Annotated in this window: 21 protein-coding genes; 10 read left to right on the forward strand and 11 right to left on the reverse strand. The window is 70.2% G+C overall.

The genetic code is table 11. From position 1 onward, the window contains the following. The first annotated feature begins 90 nt into the window (after positions 1–90). Entirely contained in the window at positions 91–294 is a 204-nt protein-coding gene (locus ACWFRJ_RS39695) for a hypothetical protein (RefSeq protein ID WP_453542834.1), read from the forward strand. A gap of 112 nt (positions 295–406) precedes the next feature. Here ACWFRJ_RS39695 and ACWFRJ_RS39700 read toward each other — a convergent pair whose 3' ends face one another. The 11 genes from ACWFRJ_RS39700 to ACWFRJ_RS39750 all read right to left on the reverse strand — a co-directional run bounded on the left by ACWFRJ_RS39700 (position 407) and on the right by ACWFRJ_RS39750 (position 10648). Beyond that, positions 407–970: a hypothetical protein gene (locus tag ACWFRJ_RS39700; RefSeq protein ID WP_453542837.1), complete on the reverse strand. Its 564-nt coding sequence runs from the start codon at positions 968–970 to the stop codon at positions 407–409. Between the two features lie 627 nt (positions 971–1597). Beyond that, the gene (locus ACWFRJ_RS39705) at positions 1598–3112 is read right to left on the reverse strand and encodes a VirB4 family type IV secretion system protein (protein WP_453542840.1); all 1515 of its coding nucleotides are present in this window, start codon (positions 3110–3112) and stop codon (positions 1598–1600) included. 43 nt (positions 3113–3155) lie between these two features. Next, a complete protein-coding gene (locus ACWFRJ_RS39710) occupies positions 3156–3707 on the reverse strand; it encodes a hypothetical protein (protein ID WP_453542843.1) in 552 nt (183 codons plus the stop codon). 9 nt (positions 3708–3716) lie between these two features. Beyond that, positions 3717–4187, reverse strand: a complete 471-nt coding sequence (locus tag ACWFRJ_RS39715; protein WP_453542846.1) for a DUF6238 family protein — start codon at positions 4185–4187, stop codon at positions 3717–3719. A 36-nt stretch (positions 4188–4223) separates the two neighbouring features. Further along, entirely contained in the window at positions 4224–4799 is a 576-nt protein-coding gene (locus tag ACWFRJ_RS39720) for a hypothetical protein (RefSeq protein WP_453542849.1), read from the reverse strand. Continuing rightward, on the reverse strand, positions 4796–6268 hold the full coding sequence (locus ACWFRJ_RS39725; protein ID WP_453542851.1) for an SCO6880 family protein: 1473 nt from the start codon (positions 6266–6268) through the stop codon (positions 4796–4798). Before ACWFRJ_RS39725 ends, ACWFRJ_RS39720 begins: the two co-directional genes overlap by 4 nt. Before the next feature lie 81 nt (positions 6269–6349). After that, a complete protein-coding gene (locus ACWFRJ_RS39730) occupies positions 6350–7720 on the reverse strand; it encodes an SCO6881 family protein (protein WP_453542853.1) in 1371 nt (456 codons plus the stop codon). 36 nt (positions 7721–7756) lie between these two features. Further along, a complete protein-coding gene (locus ACWFRJ_RS39735; RefSeq protein WP_453542856.1) occupies positions 7757–8449 on the reverse strand; it encodes a hypothetical protein in 693 nt (230 codons plus the stop codon). After that, on the reverse strand, positions 8449–8763 hold the full coding sequence (locus tag ACWFRJ_RS39740; protein ID WP_383276794.1) for a DUF6112 family protein: 315 nt from the start codon (positions 8761–8763) through the stop codon (positions 8449–8451). The genes ACWFRJ_RS39735 and ACWFRJ_RS39740 overlap by 1 nt, the downstream gene beginning before the upstream one ends. 217 nt (positions 8764–8980) lie before the next feature. Then, the gene (locus ACWFRJ_RS39745) at positions 8981–9346 is read right to left on the reverse strand and encodes a hypothetical protein (protein WP_453542859.1); all 366 of its coding nucleotides are present in this window, start codon (positions 9344–9346) and stop codon (positions 8981–8983) included. Between the two features lie 174 nt (positions 9347–9520). After that, positions 9521–10648 (reverse strand): C40 family peptidase, encoded by a 1128-nt coding sequence (locus ACWFRJ_RS39750; protein ID WP_453542862.1) that lies wholly within the window; start codon positions 10646–10648, stop codon positions 9521–9523. A gap of 510 nt (positions 10649–11158) precedes the next feature. Here ACWFRJ_RS39750 and ACWFRJ_RS39755 point away from each other — a divergent pair. The 9 genes from ACWFRJ_RS39755 to ACWFRJ_RS39795 all read left to right on the forward strand — a co-directional run bounded on the left by ACWFRJ_RS39755 (position 11159) and on the right by ACWFRJ_RS39795 (position 16569). Further along, positions 11159–11914, forward strand: coding sequence for a DNA-methyltransferase (locus ACWFRJ_RS39755; RefSeq protein ID WP_453542865.1), 756 nt, complete (start codon positions 11159–11161; stop codon positions 11912–11914). Positions 11915–12151: 237 nt separating this feature from the next. After that, complete coding sequence (locus ACWFRJ_RS39760) at positions 12152–12703, forward strand: DUF4913 domain-containing protein (protein WP_453543139.1); 552 nt, start codon at positions 12152–12154, stop codon at positions 12701–12703. Beyond that, positions 12700–13182, forward strand: a complete 483-nt coding sequence (locus ACWFRJ_RS39765) for a hypothetical protein (RefSeq protein WP_453542868.1) — start codon at positions 12700–12702, stop codon at positions 13180–13182. Before ACWFRJ_RS39760 ends, ACWFRJ_RS39765 begins: the two co-directional genes overlap by 4 nt. A gap of 20 nt (positions 13183–13202) precedes the next feature. Continuing rightward, positions 13203–13898: a hypothetical protein gene (locus ACWFRJ_RS39770; RefSeq protein WP_453542871.1), complete on the forward strand. Its 696-nt coding sequence runs from the start codon at positions 13203–13205 to the stop codon at positions 13896–13898. Between the two features lie 24 nt (positions 13899–13922). After that, the gene (locus ACWFRJ_RS39775) at positions 13923–14642 is read left to right on the forward strand and encodes a hypothetical protein (RefSeq protein WP_453542874.1); all 720 of its coding nucleotides are present in this window, start codon (positions 13923–13925) and stop codon (positions 14640–14642) included. A 147-nt stretch (positions 14643–14789) separates the two neighbouring features. Continuing rightward, positions 14790–15140, forward strand: a complete 351-nt coding sequence (locus ACWFRJ_RS39780) for an SH3 domain-containing protein (RefSeq protein ID WP_453542877.1) — start codon at positions 14790–14792, stop codon at positions 15138–15140. Positions 15141–15225: 85 nt separating this feature from the next. Continuing rightward, on the forward strand, positions 15226–15708 hold the full coding sequence (locus tag ACWFRJ_RS39785; protein ID WP_453542880.1) for a hypothetical protein: 483 nt from the start codon (positions 15226–15228) through the stop codon (positions 15706–15708). Next, the gene (locus ACWFRJ_RS39790; RefSeq protein ID WP_453542883.1) at positions 15705–16148 is read left to right on the forward strand and encodes a hypothetical protein; all 444 of its coding nucleotides are present in this window, start codon (positions 15705–15707) and stop codon (positions 16146–16148) included. The genes ACWFRJ_RS39785 and ACWFRJ_RS39790 overlap by 4 nt, the downstream gene beginning before the upstream one ends. A 10-nt stretch (positions 16149–16158) precedes the next feature. Beyond that, entirely contained in the window at positions 16159–16569 is a 411-nt protein-coding gene (locus tag ACWFRJ_RS39795; protein ID WP_453542886.1) for a hypothetical protein, read from the forward strand. Positions 16570–16595 lie beyond the last annotated feature (26 nt).

Below are 16595 nucleotides of genomic sequence, written 5' to 3' on the forward strand. Positions count from 1 at the left end.
GCGTTCACCGGGTGAACGCCCGGCCTGTTCACTCAGTGAACAGGCTTTCGCCGTGATCATGGCTATCTGGCCCTTGGTGAGATTGCGGCGGTGGACGTTGACGGACAGTACGTATCCGTCGGGGTCGTCGCCTTCGTAGGTGGTGAAGGAGGCTTCGATTCCCGCGATCTTGCACGCCTGGAGCCGACTGCGTCCGTCGATGACCTTGCCCTCTCGATCCAGGACGACGGGGTGGAGCAGCCCGTGTTCCTCGATGTTGGCGGCGAGGGCTTTGAGATCTTCCTCGTCGAGTGAGGGGAAGAGCTGGATGGTCGGATGGAATTCGATGGTGGACTTCCTGTTCGAGTGGCTGGGTGGGTGAAGCAGGCAGAGGGCTGAGCCGCTGCCGCTCGGGATTGAGGGCGGATTAGCGGTGGCGCCCGCTGGGCCCTGAGGGCGGAGGCGCCGGCCGCGCTTCCTGAGGGGTGAGCTTCGCGACGAAGCGCTGGAAGCCGAGGTGGTCGTCGAGTTCCTTGGCCGCGTCGCGGAGAGATTCCGAGGTACGCCGCAGGAAGGCGCGCGCCGAGGCGTGGTCGATGACCATGCGGTTCTCCAGGAACTGCCGTTCGGCAGACCGGGGCAGGGTCAGAGCGGCTTCCGCGGCATCGGCGAAGTGCGGTGCCGCGTGGCTCGCCATCGTGGCGGCCGTCGCGAGATGGGCGAGGACACTGCTGCCGACTCGATTCGTGCTGTATGCGGCCTTGGCGACTTCGGCGGCCATCTGGCCGACGCCGTGGGCGAGGATCTGCGCGTCTGTGGCGTGGCGGATCAGTTCGGCGTACACGGGCGAGGCAGGCACGTGACCGGCGTCGTCCAGAAGCTGCCACTGTGCAGCGGCGTCGATGAAGGTGGCCTTCATGTCGCTGAGTGCGCCGATCAGGCGGAGGGTGTCATCGCGAGGAATCAATTCGCGCTGGATGTCGGGATTCATGAGGCCCTCTGCGTTTGTCCGTAGGGTCGTGGGCTGGCGAATCTGATGGGCCCCGATAGGGGGTGCGAGGTTTCAAGTTCCCTCTCGGGCAGTGCATTTCGGTCGGCAGCATCAATACGAAGTCGCTCTGGCGGCCGGAGTGGCTCGCAACCTGTGGCCAATGCGTGTGGCGCGGAGGCAGCCTCTGCGGCCTTTTCGGGATCGGTATCGATGCCGCACTGCGATACCGTCGATCAGGCCAATCCCGAGGGAGGGCTGCCCAACAACGCTCAAGATGCCGAAGCGGCCGAGACTAGCCAGAGCGTCGGACACCGGCGTCGGAACTGTGATGTCGGGTAGACGCCTCTATATGGCGACCGATGCAGGACCGCATACCCCGCCCGGGCCGGCCAACGTCACGACCGAGGACGTCCGCGAACAGCAGCGGTCAGGTCGTGAGGTGATCGCAGAGAGCCATCGACTCCGTGGTGAGAGCAGGCAGCTCAGGGAGCGACTTGCCCGCACCTGCAAGACCCACGGATTGGATCCCATTCGGGAAACCCGCGACCCCACGTAGACGCACCGCTGCACCTCCCTGCTTGCACCGAGATCGAAAAGCCGTCAGTTGGGCGGAACCCACTGGGCTTTTCAATGCATTCGGGCGTCCGTGTCGAAGAGGGCCAATTCGTGAGGGTGGAGCAGATGCTGGACGATGAATGATCGTCCGGCCACCTTCCACAGCCCCCGGCCGCGGTTGAGGTGCGCGATGGCGTCCATTTCAACCGAGGTCAGACCGAGCAGCGAGGCCGCAGCGTGGAGCTGGTCGGTCTCCTGGCGGTAGATGATGCGGGTGGAGCAGTCGGCGAGGAGCCCCTCGGCCAGGGCGCGGCCCTGTGATCCGGCGTCGCCCGCGGTCAGTAGATCGCTGAGCCGGTGGATCACCATGAGGTTGGCGATGCCCAGGCCACGGGAGAGCTTCCACTGGGCCTGCATGCGCTGGAGCAGGCCGACGTGCCGCATCAGACGCCATGCCTCGTCATACACGATCCAGCGCCGGCCTCCGGAGGGGTCGGAGAGGGCGGACTCCATCCAGGCACTCGCGCAGGTCATCGCCAGGACCAGGGCGGTGTCGTCGCCGGCTCCGCCGAGCCGGGACAGGTCGATGGTGAGCATCGGCGCGGTGGGGTCGAAGGCGACGGTGGAGGGGGCGTCGAACATGCCGGCCAGGTCACCGTGGACCAGGCGGCGCATCGCGTGCGCCAGATCGCGGGCGGCCTCGCCGAGCTGGCCCGACAACATCGCCGCGGCTTCGTCGAGTGCGCCGGGGTTGTTGAGGGTGGCGGCGATGTCGCCCAGGAGCGGCGTTGCACCGGTGGCGGCGGCGCGGGAGACGACAGAGTCCAGGGCGACGTCCAGGGCGGTGTGCTCCGTGGGCATCAAGTTGCGGCCCAGCACGGTCCGGGCCAGCGAACCGAGCAGCAGCAGGCGACGCTTGCGGATCTCACCGGCCCAGTCAGCCTCCGCCACGCTCTGCGGGCGCGGGGCGGCGTCCAGGGGGTTGAGCCGTCCGGGCAGCCCGGGGCCCAGAGCGACGGAACGGCCGCCGAGGGCTTCGGCTACCGGTGTCCACTCGCCCTTGGGGTCGCAGGGCACGTAAACGCGGTAGCCGAAGGCCACCGAGCGCAGCGCGAAGGACTTGGCCAGCGCGCTCTTGCCCTGGCCGATCACCCCGGCGAGCAGCAAGTTGGGGTTGGTGAAGCCCTCGACCTTGCCGTACAGCGCGAACGGATCGAAGACGAACGACGCTTCGGCGTGGACGTCGCGGCCGATGTAGATGCCCTCGGCGCCGAGTCCGCCTTCGGCCAGGAAGGGGTATGCCCCGGCGGCGACGGCGGTGGTCATGCGGTGGGCGGGCAGTTTCAGCCGGTTCTTCCGCGCGGAGGCAAACCCGGGACGCCCGCTGGGTGGGTAGAGCGCGGCGGGCATCTCCAGCTCGGCGGGCGCGCCCTGGGCCTGATGGGCGTGGGCGTCCGCGCGGGCCTTGGCGGTGGCCTCGGCGAGCTGGCGGCGGGCGGCCTTGCGGGAGGCGCGGTCGGTGCCGTGCGGGGTGAACAGGGGACTGGCGCTGGCGCGGCGGGCACGCCGGGCGGGCCGGTGGCTCATGAGGCGACGGCCTTCCGGGAGCGGGGCATGATTACGAGGCGGCTCACACCGTGGGGGACGCGGAGAACAGGGCGGTCCGGTAGCTCTTGCCGTCGTTGTTCCAGTCGAGCTGGATGCTGCCGTCCGCGAGGTATCGCCCGCTCTTGGCGCTGTACTTGAGGACGGGCGTGGTGAACGAGCTGTTGCCGGCGGTGTTTCCGTGCTCCAGCTTGTACTCGATGCCATAGGAGTTCTGGTACTTCACCACCGGGTCCGGACCGCGCACCGACTTCTTGACCTGCAAATGGAAGCGCGCGCCGTCCAGAACATCGCTCTGATTGACGAACCAGACCGGCCCATCCCAACTCGCCTTCGCATAGGTGTAGATGACGCCGCTGACGCGCTTGGCGCACTGGGTCACCGTGAAGTTGTAGTTGTCGCTGAGCGGGCCGCTGTAGGCGGGGTCATCGACAGAGGCGCTGCTGGTGGTGCAGCGATAACTGGCGGCCGAGGCCGGGCTGGCGGCGGCGAGCGAGACGGCGCCGACGGCGCAGGCCAGGGCCAGGGCAGTGGAGGTGGAGCGCTTCAGTGCGCGCAATTGGGTGCCTTTCGACATGGGGGCGGGCTAGCGGCTGCAGGTCGTGGTGTGGCCGTGCAGCGGGGTGTTGAGGTCGCTCGGGGTGGTCTTGCGGCGCACGACGTGGCCGGCGGCGAGGTGGCGCTGGCAGATGGTCAGGACAGGGGGCCCCTCGGGCAGCCGCTCCGGGTGACATACGGAGTCCGCGGGGGTCTCGTCCGCCGCGGGCAGGAGGTGGAAGGCGTCGTGCACGGCGGCGGCGGACTGGAACAGCCGGACGTGCGCCGTTGTCAGGTGGCGGCCGGCGGCGGGATACGGGGGCCGGGTGGTCTCGGCGAGCTGGTCGAGCAGCCGGTGCAGTGCGGTCAGGTGCGCGTGCACGAGGTCGAGGTGGACGCGGCTCGCGGCGGCCGGAGCTGCCGGTCCCTCCGGCGCGAGAGTGCGGGTGTGATGGCGCAGTCCTGCGGAGGCGGCCCGCAGGTAGGGGTGCGCCTCGTCAGCGCGTGGGGGAGAGGGCAAGAGGGGGCTTTCGTGAGGCGGCATGCGGGTGGCCGGTCAGCGCGCGGGGCGTGCCGACGCAGGTGTAGGTGCAGGTGCCGGTGGGAGAGGGGGCTCGGCGAAGGCCAGGGTGCGGGCCTGTTCGTCGCGCAGATCGCTGTACGTGCCAGGGGCGCGTGTGCCCGGGTGGCTCTCCCCGGCCAGGAGGTCCACGCGCGAGCGGATCCCATCGCTGGTGGCGCTCTCGGCCAGCCATGAGCGGAAGGAGGGGAGTTGCAGGAGGGTGCGGTGGGCGTCGGTGAGGTCGGTGGCGTGGACGACGAACAGCCATGCGCGTGCGCCCTCGTCGTAGCCGGGCCCGGTGAGGGCGACGGTGAACGCCCGCCGCACGGGCCGGGCGGCGAGGAGTTCCAGGCGCGTGATCGTGGTGTTCAGGGTGTCGGTGGCCTCGACGGCGATGTCGCGCAGGACGTCTTCCCACTCGGCGAGGCGTCCTGCGTCCATCTCGTCGTCTGTGGGCCGCTGCGCGTCGAGCCGATCCTGGTGCGTGCGCTGCAGGGTGTGCAGGCCGTCGAGCAGGGCGCGGATCTCGTCGCTCAGATGCGGTTCGGCTGCGGGTGCCAAGCGGCTCACAGGGCGGTCCGGGCGAGGGGCAGCGCGGAGAGAGCGAAGGCGTCGGACTGTTGGAAGTTGAGCCTGCGCAGGTCGACGCCCGAGCTGACGGCGTGGGTCTCGATCTGGGCGCAGGCGGCGTCCAGCAGGGCGTCGGTCGCGGCGGTGACGGTGACCAGGCCGGTCAGGGCCACGTCGGCGTGCCCGGCAATCAGCTGGCGCTCGCGGGTTTTGACGTCGGCGTACTCGACGGAGTCTTCTTCGTTGTCGACCTGTCCGCGGCGGGCCCGCTCGTTGGCGTCGGCGATGATCGCCGCCTTCTTGCGCTGGACGTCGCGCATCGCGGACTCGAGCCCCTGCGGCGCGTAGATGAGGGAGAGGCTGCGCCGCACCCCGGCGGTGAACATGAGCCCATGCAGGAACCCGGCGCCCATTTCGGTGCGCGGCCAGTTCTCCACCCAGTAGGTGGCATGCCGTGCGGAGTCGGTGGCCAGGCGGTCGTACTCCTCCACCTGGACGACGGGCCCGGCAGCTGCGGGATCGGCCTCGGCGCGACCGGTCTCGGACCACTGCTGCAGGGCAGCGAGCGCCTTGGGGTCGTAGGCGGTGCGGACGACAGCGGCGATCTCCCGCGAGGTCAGCCACCCGGTCACCATCAGTCCGGCGTTACGGGCGGACTGGGCGATGGACGCGGTGGTCTGCTCCATGACCGTGAACGCCCCGGGCAAGCCTCCGCCGGCCTGGCTGATCAGGCGCTTGGCGGCTTTGAGGTCGAGGGAGATGGCGAGGTAAGTCTCGTGCGGGGCGGCGGCGGGCCCGGCCGAGGCGACCAGCTCGGCATAGATCTGTCCGGCGACCGGAGTCTGGGGCTGCCCCTGCTGGGCCCAGTGGCGGGTGAGGGTGTCACCGCTGTCGGGGACGGTGCGCTCCAGCACCTGCACGGTGGCGATGTGCCCGGTGCGGGCGATGCCCGCCAGCGCCCGTCCCCAGCTGCTGACGTGGTGGTTCTGCGTGGCGGGATCGAGCAGGACGAAGGCGCGGCTGCTGACCCGGGCGATGGCGGTCAGGGTCTGCTGGTGCGGATCGTGCACGGCAGCGGCGCCGTTGGCGGAGTCGCCGGGGGTGACGACCTTCAGCGAGGCGGCGGTGCCGGGCAGGTGCAGGATGCCGTCCTGGCGGGGCCGGGTGACGGGCCGGGCGAGCCAGAGGGTCTGCCCGGTCCGGCGGCGGTGCGCATAGCGGGCGACGATCGGCGCCCAGTCGATCAGGGAGCGGCCGTGCCGGCGGATCGCGACGAGCGCACCGGACGTGGCCCACAGCGGCGCCAGCGCGACGACGCCCAGCAGGCCGGTGGAGACCACCGTCATCAGCAGCAGCGCCAGCGTGCAGGAAACGAGGACGAGTTGGGGCAGGGAGAGGCCGAGAAGGATGCCGCGGCGGGACCGGTGGGGGAACTTCACCGTGACCGGGGCGACGGAGAGATCAGTCAAGGGGCGGGTCCTGGAGGCGCGGATGGAACCCGGGGGCGGGAGGAAGCGTGTACACCCCGCCCCCGGGAGTCGGTCAGGGGATCAGAGGCCGGTCGGCGGCGGCGGTGAGGCCGACCCGCCGGACGTGGCGTTCTGTGAGCCGGAGGACGGAGGTGCGCCCTGCGGCGGCGGGGTCGTGGTCGGCGAGCCGGTCTGCCATCCGCCGCCTTGGCCGGAGGCGGCGCTTGCGCCGGATCCGGTCGGCCCCTGGCTGCCGCCCACCTGGCCGCTGGTGTCGTCGGACACGCTGGTCGGTGCGGGCTGGACGGCCTTTTCCAGACCGGACTTGACGGCAGCGCCGCTGGGCGGGCTACCGGTTCCGCCGGCCTGCGAGCTTTCCGTGTCTTCTTCGCCTCCGCCGGTCGGGTTGGCGGCGACGTCGCCGGGGAATCCGCCGCCGGCGTCGGGGCCTTGCGGGGCGGCGCCTGCTCCGGCGGCGGCACCACCGGTTGCGGCGGTGGCCGCAGCCGAGGCGGCCTTGCGGGTGGCTTTCTCGGCATGCTGCCTGGCCATCTGGGCTCCGGAACCGCCGGCACGGTGGATGGACTCGCCGTCGGTGCCCTCGGCCGCCCAGTGCACGAACTTGAACACCGCGTAGGGGCAGAGCAGCACCAGAACCATGATCACGATGCCGGACATGACGTCGGCCAGCGCGGCGATGCCGTCCTTGGCCTCGGTCTTGCCCATGGCGGCGATGCCCAGGACGAAGATCACGGTCATCAGGAGCTTGGAGACGACCAGGGTGGCGGTGGCTTCGATCCAGCCCTTGCGCCAGCGGCGTGCGACCTCCCAGCCACCGCCGGCTCCGGCGAAGATGGCCAGGGTGACCATGACGAGGATGCCGACCTTGCGGACCATCATCACGCACCAGTAGAGGAAGGCCCCTAGCGCGGCGCCGAGGCCGGCGAAGACCGCGACGAGCCAGCCCAGTCCGGCGAGGCCGGGGATCTGGTTGACCTTGACGATGCGGCGCACCGCGGTCTCGATGTTCAGGTTCGCGGCTTTGAACAGCCCATCCGAGAGGGCGTCGACGACTTCGATGGCGACCGTGGTCAGGGAGATGGCGCAGAAGGCGAACAGGACGCCCGACATGGTGCCGGTGACTGCCTGGGTCAGGGCCTGTCCGTCGCGTTTAACGGCGGCCCGGACGAGCTGGGCGCAGAACGTGGCGACCAGGATGATCAGGCCGATCGGCAGCAGCATCTCGTAGTTGTCGACGAACCATCCGGCCCGCAGATCGACCTTGGTGGTGGCGTTGACGGCCTTGGCGGCCAGGTCGGCTGCGGCGGCGGCGAGTTCACCGGAGCTCTTGGCCATCCAGTCGCCGATGGCCTTGCCGGGATCGCTCGCGAAGTCGACGGCCTCGCCGACGGCGCACAGCTTGTCAGCCAGAGGGAAATCACAGAAACCCACGGAGAGTTACCCCTCCTTTCTTGTCTCGGTCGTGGGTCACTGCGTGACGCTGGGGGCGATGGCGGCCAGGCGGCAGTCGTGGCTGGGCCGGCACTGCACGGCCAGGGTCACGGCGCGCTCTTCGGCTCCGCCGCCGCCCTTCTTCCAGGCGATCTGCTGGCGTCCGTTGACGGTGACGACGTAGATGTATGCCTTGGTGATCGCGGAAGGGTCCTCGACCAGGGCCTGCTTGAACGCGCCGGGGTAGTGGCCCTCGGTGACGGACGCGGTGGCGTGCTGGTGCTGATCGGCCATGCGCGACCACAGCAGCGGGTCGGGCACCTGGCTGGAGACCGATGCCCAGTCGACGTACTTGGTCTCCTTGGTCATCCACGCGCGCATGCCCGCGAGTTGCTGGTCACGGCTGGTGTCGCGGGTGTCGTAGGACCACAGCATCTGGGCTGCGGCCTTGGCGTAGGCGACCGGCTCGGCGATCTGCGGGGGCCTGGGAACCGAACCGGATCCGGCTGCGGGCTTGGGGGCGGCCTCGGAGGAGGACGGGCTGTCAGCCGGAGCGGGCGTGGAGGTGTGCGGGGCCTGGTGGCTGTCCCCGCCGCCGGATAGCCAGGCGACACCGGCGGCGGTGGCCAGCAGGACGGCTATGACGCAGGCGACGAGCGCGATGCGTCGGTTGGCCGGCCAGCCCGCGCCGTAGGAGGACAACGAGAGGGAGGGGAATCGTTTCGGCATCAGTGGACCTGCGAGCCGAGGGCCGAGAAGAACGCGACGGCGCCATTGGCGGCGCCGAGGCCGAGGGCGGCGCCGGCGGCGACGGTCGCGCCCTTCTTGCCGTTGGCTTCGGCCTGATGGCCACCGGTGTGGTGACCCCAGGCCCAGACGACGAGGCTGACGGCGAGGGCACCGACGACGGCGACGATCCCGAACAGGTTGATCGAGTTGACGACGTTCCTCAGCACGCTCAGGCCGGGCAGCCCACCGCCCTTGGGGGAGATGCCTGGGTCGTAGGCGAGCTGGATGAGGCGGTCTGCGAGAGGGACGGACATAGAGGTGGCGGGGCTCCTTGCATGCGCGGGCGCCAGGCGAGGGCCGGCGGGAAAAGGGGGAAGCGGAGGGGGGTGCGCTCGGGGCGCGGAAGTGGCCGCGGCGGCTGCTCGCCCGGGCCTGCGCCGAGCAGAGGCGGGGAGAGTCCACGCCTCGGGCCGGGGCGCAACTTCGAAGCCGCCATCTCGGCTCGGGGCCAGGGAGAGCGGCCGGGGCGTGCTACTTCGGAATCGGCGGCTTCGGCGCCGGGTTCGACTCGTACGGGTTGGCGCAGTCGTAGATCATGTATCCGCGGATCTTCTTGCCGTCGGACTTCCGGGTCACCGAGCCGCGGGTGTACCAGGTCTTCTCTGCGCGCTTGTACGCGAACTGGTTATAGGCGACCTTGTCGTGCCGGTAGGCGATGCCCACGACGGCGGACTTCTTCGAAGGAGCCTTGCGGACCTTGACCGCCTTGCACGAGATCGTCGTGTGGCCGGTGTCGTACGCCTGAGCTGTGGAGGCGCTCGCCAGGCCGCCGGCTGCAACTGCGAGGCCGATCGAGCTGGCCGCGAGGGCACGTCGGACGCGGGAGTGGATTGGCATGTGGATGCTCCGGGGTGTTGGGGGAGAGGGAGGGGGCCGTCGCCCCGCCCCGCTGGGCGGTTCGTCGGGCGAAGCAACGCAGAGGGGTGGGGAGTTGGTCTCCTTGGTCATCCACGCGCGCTTGCCGGCGAGGTCCTGGCGACGGCGGCTCGCGAGCCTGCGGGCGGACCGGGATCAGATGACGCGGCGGGCGGCGAGGACCGTCCAGTCCTTGAGCGGGGTGATCCGGACCGGTTTGGAGGTGCGCGGCGCCTCGATCACCAGTCCCTCGCCCATGTACATGCCGACGTGTTCGGGGCGGCTCGCGGTGCCGCGGCTGAAGATCAGGTCGCCGGGCTGGAGCTTGTTGCGTGAGACGGCCTTGCCCTCGCTGACCTGGGTGTAGGTGGTGCGGGTGAGGGTGACGCCGGTGTGGGCGTATGCCTGCTGCATCAGGGAGCTGCAGTCGCAGCGGCCCATCGGGTCGGGCCCGTGCGCGTCGGCGCAGCTGCCGCCCCACTGGTACTGGGTACCGAGCTGACGCATCGCCCAGTTCAGCGCCTTGCGGGCCTTGGGACCGGCGTCCTTGGGGACCTTGTATCCCTTGGGGACGCTCCCCTCGGGGATGCGGCCGAAGCCGGAGCCGTCCTTGGACGGAGCACAGTCCGCCATGGCGCTCTCGGCCTCCTCGTCCGCGTCCTTGGAGGGCTTGTCCTTGTCGGCGTTGGGGAAGGTGGCGGCGATGGCCTTCTGCAGTGCGGTGGCCAGGCCCTCCCACTTCGCGTATGCGTTGGGGTGGCCCGATGCCTGCACGGCCTGGGCGGCTTGGGTGACGGTCATCTGCTGCCAGCCGTTGACCTTCAGCAGCGCCTTGTAGAACTTCTCGCTTGCGTAGACCGGGTCGCGGATCTGCTGAGCGCTTCCCCAGCCCTGGGACGGGCGTTGCTGGAACAGGCCCAGCGAATCGCGGTCACCTGAGCCCAGGTTGCGCAGCGTTGATTCCTGCATCGCGGTGGCCAGGGCGACGATCTGCCCGCGCTTGGGCACGTCCAGGCCGATGCCCGTGGCGACGATGGTCTGGGCGTTGGGGACCTGCTCGTCGGGCAGGGAGAGACCCTCGACCGTCACGTCCTTGCCGGACGCTCCATCGAGGATCTTCGTCACCTGTTTGACGACGTCGGCGGTGTCGACGGCGCACAGGTGCCCGCTGAACGCGCTGGTGGACTGGGAGGCTTCGCTGGAGGAGGCCATCATCATGGCCGTACCGGCGAGCAGCAGGGGAGAAAGGACGACGACGCCGATACCGGCGGCGAGCGCCTTCAACCGGCGCGGACCGCTCGTACGTCAGCGATGTCGGGCAGGGGCGGGTATCGAGACGTCATGGACGTGTCCTTCGGAATGCGGTGTCCGGCGTGCCGCGTGCGCCAGGCGTGGTGGAAGGGCGCGGCGGCCGGGGTGGGCGATTTGAGGGCGGGCCGGTGCGGGCGAGTTGCCGCTCGCTTCGCGTGGCCGGGCCGTGCGCTAGGTATGCCGAGGCAAGGGGGTACCTCCGTGAGGTGTGGCGGGGTGGAGCCAGCGGCGGTGTGCGCCGGGCGTTCAAAAACAGTAGGTGCGGATCGGCGGTTGACCAAAAAGTCGGCGTGAGGGTTCGGAATCGGCACCCCGGCCGGACACTTCTTGGCCGTCGGCACATTCGCCTCTACAGTTTTTGGACTCCCCCTCGCCCTCCCCGGTCTGCGGCCCGGGCATTTCTATGCCCACTTTCGGCTCGCGGGGATTCCTGTGCGAGGCGGTTCGTTCCTCCGCGCTTCCGCACCCGAATTGGGGTTCCTTTTGCCTTTTTCCCTGCACCAGGGCGACGCTCTCAGTGTTCTCGCCGGCCTTCCGGACGGCTGCGTCGACTCCGTCATCACCGATCCGCCGTACAACTCGGGCGGCAGGACTGCGAAGGAGCGCACCACCCGCTCCGCGAAGCAGAAGTACACCTCCGCCGACTCCAAGAACGAACTCGCTGACTTCACCGGCGAGAACATGGACCAGCGGTCGTACGGGTTCTGGCTGACGCAGATCATGACCGAATCCCACCGCCTGACGAAGACCGGCGGTACCGCGCTGCTTTTCACCGACTGGCGCCAGCTCCCGACCACGACGGACGCGATCCAGGCGGCCGGATGGCTGTGGCGCGGTGTGCTGGCCTGGCACAAGCCGCAGGCCAGGCCCCAAAAGGGGCGGTTCACCCAGAACTGCGAATTCATCGTCTGGGCCTCGAAGGGGGCCATCGACGGCTCCCGGAACCCGGTCTATCTGCCCGGCCTGTACTCGGCCTCCCAGCCCTCGGGCGCCCAGCGCCAGCACATCACGCAAAAGCCCGTGTCCGTCATGCGGGAGCTGGTCAAGATCAGCCCCGAGAACGGCACGGTGCTCGACTTCTGCGCCGGCTCCGGCTCCACGGGCGTCGCCGCCCTGCTGGAAGGCCGCGACTTCATCGGCGTCGAAAAGACCGAGCACTACGCCTCCATCGCGGCCGACCGGCTCACCGAGACAATCCGCGAGACCCTCACGCAAGACGACGTGATTCTCACCGTCTGAGCCGCGAGCGCCCCTCCCGGCAAGGCGACCGGCGCCCTATTCGGCAATCCGAGCGGGCTTGTCACTCGCTGGCCGCTCCGCGCGCCGCCGCTTCTGTCTTTCTCTCATTCCGCGTCTCGCAGGAGGCCCAACGTTTCCATGCCCGAATCCATAAAACCCTCTGACGACGGGGAGTTGGAACCGGTACGTATTCCCGATCCGCAACTGGAGGGGGTGGAGGCCACTGTCCGGCGGCTGATGGACCGGCAGGCTCAGCAGGAGCAGCAGCTCGACCGTCTGGCCTCTGCACCGGACACCGTCGGCCCGCCGCCGTTCGCCGCGTTCGGCATGCCGGGGCTCGGCGGGCCGCCTGCCACAGCCCCGCCGGAGCCCCGCCCGATCCTGGAACTGGACGGGGAGGAACGCGAGGACGAACTCGACGCCCTGTCGGACTGGGTCGATGACTTCTTCCTCCCGGTGTACGGGTCGGAGGTCACCACCGCGGCGCCCTGGTGCCTGCAGTGGCAGGAGCACGACGACGTCGTGGCCTGGCTGCACGCCCTGTGGCTGGCCTACCAGCAGCACAAGGACCCCGAAGCCGGGCTGTCCGGGCTGTTCGTGTGGCACCGGGACTTTCTCACCCACGCCGTCGCGTCAATCCGTGCGCCCGGCGGTCCGCTGTCGGCCTGCATGACCTCCCCGGAGCGTCCCGCACACCGCATCCTTCCCGGCCCGCCGCCCTCCGCGCGCCCGGAGAAGGCGACGACCGACACGGCGGAGCCCGCCGAGCCAGCTGAGCCCACGGCGTGAACGGTGGGCAGCAGCCGGCCTTCGGCCTGAGCTTTGATCCCCGGGCGCTGACTGACCTTCTCCAGGCACCCGGCGACATCCGCGACCTCACCCTCGCCCACCTGCAGGAAGTCGTGAACGCCGAGCGGTTCGGGCTCCGGCTCACCGGTGACCTGGAGGGCTACCGCAAGCTGTTCGTCGACTCCCGGAAGGACTGGCGTGTCGTCTACGGCGTCCGCCGGGCACCCGAGCAGTCCACGCACCAGCGGGAGATCCACGTCGTCGCCGTCCGGCCTCGCGCCAACAACGACGTCTACGACGAGGTCGGACGCCGCCTGGGGATGGTGCGCCGGCCGGTGAGCGCGCGCACCCACGCGGCACGCTCCCGCCCTCCGCAGCTGCTGACCCGCGGCCCCGCGCCGAGGCCGGGCCCGCCGCCCTCCGCGCTGCCGGGCCTTCCCCGCCTCGCACCCAACCCCGCGCACCACAACACCCGCTGACCACACGGAGCCCACCGCCTATGCCCCCTGACTCCGCGCCGGCAGCCGCCCGGCGCCCGGTATCCCAGCTCGACCACCGCATCGAAGTCGCCACCGGCCAGGACGTCGACACCCTGTGGACCTACCACGACCGCGGCATCCTCGACGAACCGCATGCCCATCTCGTCGACCGCCACCGCGACCTGGCCAAGGCCGAGACCGGGGTGCTCTTCCACCGCACCCTCCTCCACCGCCTGACCAGCGGCGAATTCCCCGTCGACAGCGCCCTGCTGGCGCGCATCGACCGCACCGTGGACCAACTCGAAGAAGCCGCCGAGATACGCGACACCGCCACACGGCAGGTCCTTACCGCACTGAAGCCGATCGAGGCCACGGCCCATGCCGCGGAGGGACACCAGCAGCTGTCCGCCGCCGATCAGGCGGCACTGCTGTCCCTCGTGGGCGGCGCCAAAGTACACGCGCACCTGCTCACCGGCCGGATGTCCGTACCCACCGCCTCCGGCACCCGGGTTGCCTACACCCACCTGCAGCGGCTCGAAGCCGCCGGCCTGGTTTCCCGGGATACCGGCCACTCCGAGATGGCCGGGCAGCCGGTCACCCTGACCGACGCGGGCCGCACCGCCCTGGCCAGCAGCCGCAGACACCCGCCGGCCGCGGCACCGGCGCTGACCAAGCCCGGCAGCTGGCCCACTACCCCAGCGCGCCCCCGCCGCTGAACCCTGGCGCCCACGAGGAGACCATTGCCCACACCCGAACTCGACCTGCGCCTCGACGGCTTCGATCCCGCGGACTATCAGACCGAGCACGCCTTCCTGCACGCGATCGAACTCAACCAGGACATGCTCCTCCCGCTGGCCGAGCACCACAGCCCGTCCGGAGGGACCAGCTTCTACGTCCTGCACGACGGCTCGGCCACCTACGGCATTCCCGGCGAGCCGCAGATTGTCGCTCTCCACCTGCAACGAGACCCGGCAGAGGGGACGTTCCGCTTCGAACACGCCCCGCTGCCCCTGGCATCGATGGCGCAGTCCTGGCTCATCCATCGCGGCTGTCCACCCGAGGCCATCGACCTCAACCCGGACCTGGGCCCCCCGCCGGCCGATGAGGCCACACGGGCGCTGGAGCGACGGCTCATGGGGGACGGAGACCACTACGCGTACGGGCACTCCTACACCAGTGACGACCCGAGCGACTGGGTCACCGTCGTCGCCCTGCGTGCCATGAATGATGCGGCTCCCTCGCCGTTTCGTGTCGTGGTCGAGGAAGTCGACACCGAGGGATGGACCCACACGCTGCGCGAGGGAGGCTTCGCCACCGTCGAAGAAGCCCTCCGGTGGTGTGATGAGCGGATCGCCGGTACGGCGGGCCCGCTCCCGCCGGTCCGCCCGACCGCCGCAGCCAGCCGCCCGGCGGCCCTGCCGAAGGCTCCTGCGCCGCGCCCGCCCTGCCGTATGCGGTGAGCCTCAATGCCGGGGCGGGCGGCGAAACATAGCCGACGATCGCCGGTTAGCCAAACCGGCGATTCTCCGGACTCTTATACAGCCGCCGGGATAACTCCCGCGGCACCTTCCACGCAATCCCTCTGCCTTTACGGAGGTTTCTTCCGCATGCGCTCCACCCGAATTGCCATATCCGCGGCGATACTCGGCGCACTTGCGCTACCGGTGCTGGCTACCACCACCGCCAGTGCGGCACCGACCGCCGCTTCCGCTCTCCCCACGAGTGACTGCTACGACCAGTCGCCGTATCTGCCGTACGCAGTGCATGCCAAGGCCGTCACCATCCGGTCCAAGGCCAGCTCCAAGTCCACCGCGGTCGGCGTGCTCTACAAGAGCCACAAGTTCAGCGTGTCCAAGAAGAGCGGCAAGTGGCTCTACATCAAGGACAAGTCGACCGGCGTCAAGGGCTGGGTGTCCGCCACGTACGTCTACCGCGACGTCCGGATGTGCCTGGACTGACAAGAACTCAGCAGCAGCCTGGACCGCCGGGTATGGCCCCTCATTTTCCCAGGCATCGGCCCCTTTCAGAACAGGAGTTTCCCCTTTGTCCGACGGCATATCCGATGACGCTGAGGATGTCGTGGGCGTGCTCACCGAGCGGATCGAAGCGCGCTTCGCCTTGGGTATGGACCAGTTGAAGGCCGCGGTCACCGCCGCGCCGACCGCGAATCCTGACGCCACCGAGGTCGTCAAGTGGCACGGCCTGCTCGTCCAGTCGCAGTCTGTACTCGACCATGCGGAGGACGACCTCCTCGCCGCGCTGGAAACCCAGCCCAGCGAGGTCGACGACCCGACGATCGGCCTGGCCCACCGCGTGGACGCCGCCGTTACCACCCGCGACGGCCGGGCCATGGTCGTGCGCTGGCTCCTGGACCCGGACGCTCCGGGCAAGAAGGGCCTCGCCGCCGAACGCCTGGCGCGCCTGCGCCCCCGCACCGGACCTGCGGTGCAGACCAGCGCGCCCCACCGGCCCGCGGCTGCCCCCGCGCCGCCGCCAGTGTGGCGTGCGGGAAGGCCCGCCCGATGAGCCGGGACGCGGCCAGCACCATGGACGGTGACCTGCAGAAGGTCTTCGGGAGCCCGGTCCCCGAGCTGTACCAGGCGGTCGCCGGGCCCGATGCCTCGCCCGCCCTCGCCCGCGCCCTGGAACTGCGCTCCTTCCTCGCGGTGACCGAGGAACAGGTCGCCCGCGTCCGCGACCGCGTGCACGCGGCCATGGATCCGGACCGCGACATGGGCGAGCTGTCGGCGGATGCGCTGCGCTTCGACGCGCAGTGGCTGGAGGCGGCGCTCGATGCCCGCGACGGCTACCGCGCGGCGCTGGGTGAACTGCTGCGCACCATGCCTCCGCCCGACCAGCGGGCCCGGCCCGTCCGCACGGCACAACTCCGGGCCACCGCACCCCTGCCCCCGTCCGCCGCCTCGGCACCTCAGCGTGCCGGGGCGGCCCGGGCCCGCCGACGCTGAAAGCCCCCGCTTGCCCCACCCCTCGTCCACCGAGATAGCCGGACGGATCGAGGACCTTTACGGCGCGCCGCTCGACGACCTCGCAGCCCACGCCCAGGACCAGCCGCCCGGCATGCTCGCCGCCCTGCTCGCCATGCACGACGACCTCGCCCTGGCCGAGCGCAGCATCGACGTCCACCGCGACCACCTCGCCCGGCTCCTGCATCCCGAGCGGCAGATCGGCCGGCACGAGGTCTCCCACCTTCTCGACGGCGCCCGCCGGATCGCCGCAGCAGTCGCCGTCCGCGACGTCCAGGCCAAGTCGGTCACCGCAGTTCTACAGAGCCTCGCACCGGCCCCCGCCCTCGCACCGTCCCCGACTGTCTCGCCGCCCGTTCCGGCTCCGCCCCGTGCGGCCCAGAGCGCGGCGCACCGCCGCTGACCCGCAGGCGATTTCCCTTACTCACC

The organism is Streptomyces sp. NPDC055239, assembly GCF_053606205.1.

What these genes read in the sequence shown, in the direction of transcription:
- ACWFRJ_RS39760 (WP_453543139.1), top strand. Translation starts at nt 12,152, where the DNA reads ATGGACCGGCAGGCTCAGCAGGAGCAGCAGCTCGACCGTCTGGCCTCT.
- ACWFRJ_RS39740 (WP_383276794.1), bottom strand. Translation starts at nt 8,763, where the DNA reads ATGTCCGTCCCTCTCGCAGACCGCCTCATCCAGCTCGCCTACGACCCA.
- ACWFRJ_RS39700 (WP_453542837.1), bottom strand. Translation starts at nt 970, where the DNA reads ATGAATCCCGACATCCAGCGCGAATTGATTCCTCGCGATGACACCCTC.
- ACWFRJ_RS39710 (WP_453542843.1), bottom strand. Translation starts at nt 3,707, where the DNA reads ATGTCGAAAGGCACCCAATTGCGCGCACTGAAGCGCTCCACCTCCACT.
- ACWFRJ_RS39780 (WP_453542877.1), top strand. Translation starts at nt 14,790, where the DNA reads ATGCGCTCCACCCGAATTGCCATATCCGCGGCGATACTCGGCGCACTT.
- ACWFRJ_RS39790 (WP_453542883.1), top strand. Translation starts at nt 15,705, where the DNA reads ATGAGCCGGGACGCGGCCAGCACCATGGACGGTGACCTGCAGAAGGTC.
- ACWFRJ_RS39705 (WP_453542840.1), bottom strand. Translation starts at nt 3,112, where the DNA reads ATGAGCCACCGGCCCGCCCGGCGTGCCCGCCGCGCCAGCGCCAGTCCC.
- ACWFRJ_RS39735 (WP_453542856.1), bottom strand. Translation starts at nt 8,449, where the DNA reads ATGCCGAAACGATTCCCCTCCCTCTCGTTGTCCTCCTACGGCGCGGGC.
- ACWFRJ_RS39745 (WP_453542859.1), bottom strand. Translation starts at nt 9,346, where the DNA reads ATGCCAATCCACTCCCGCGTCCGACGTGCCCTCGCGGCCAGCTCGATC.
- ACWFRJ_RS39770 (WP_453542871.1), top strand. Translation starts at nt 13,203, where the DNA reads ATGCCCCCTGACTCCGCGCCGGCAGCCGCCCGGCGCCCGGTATCCCAG.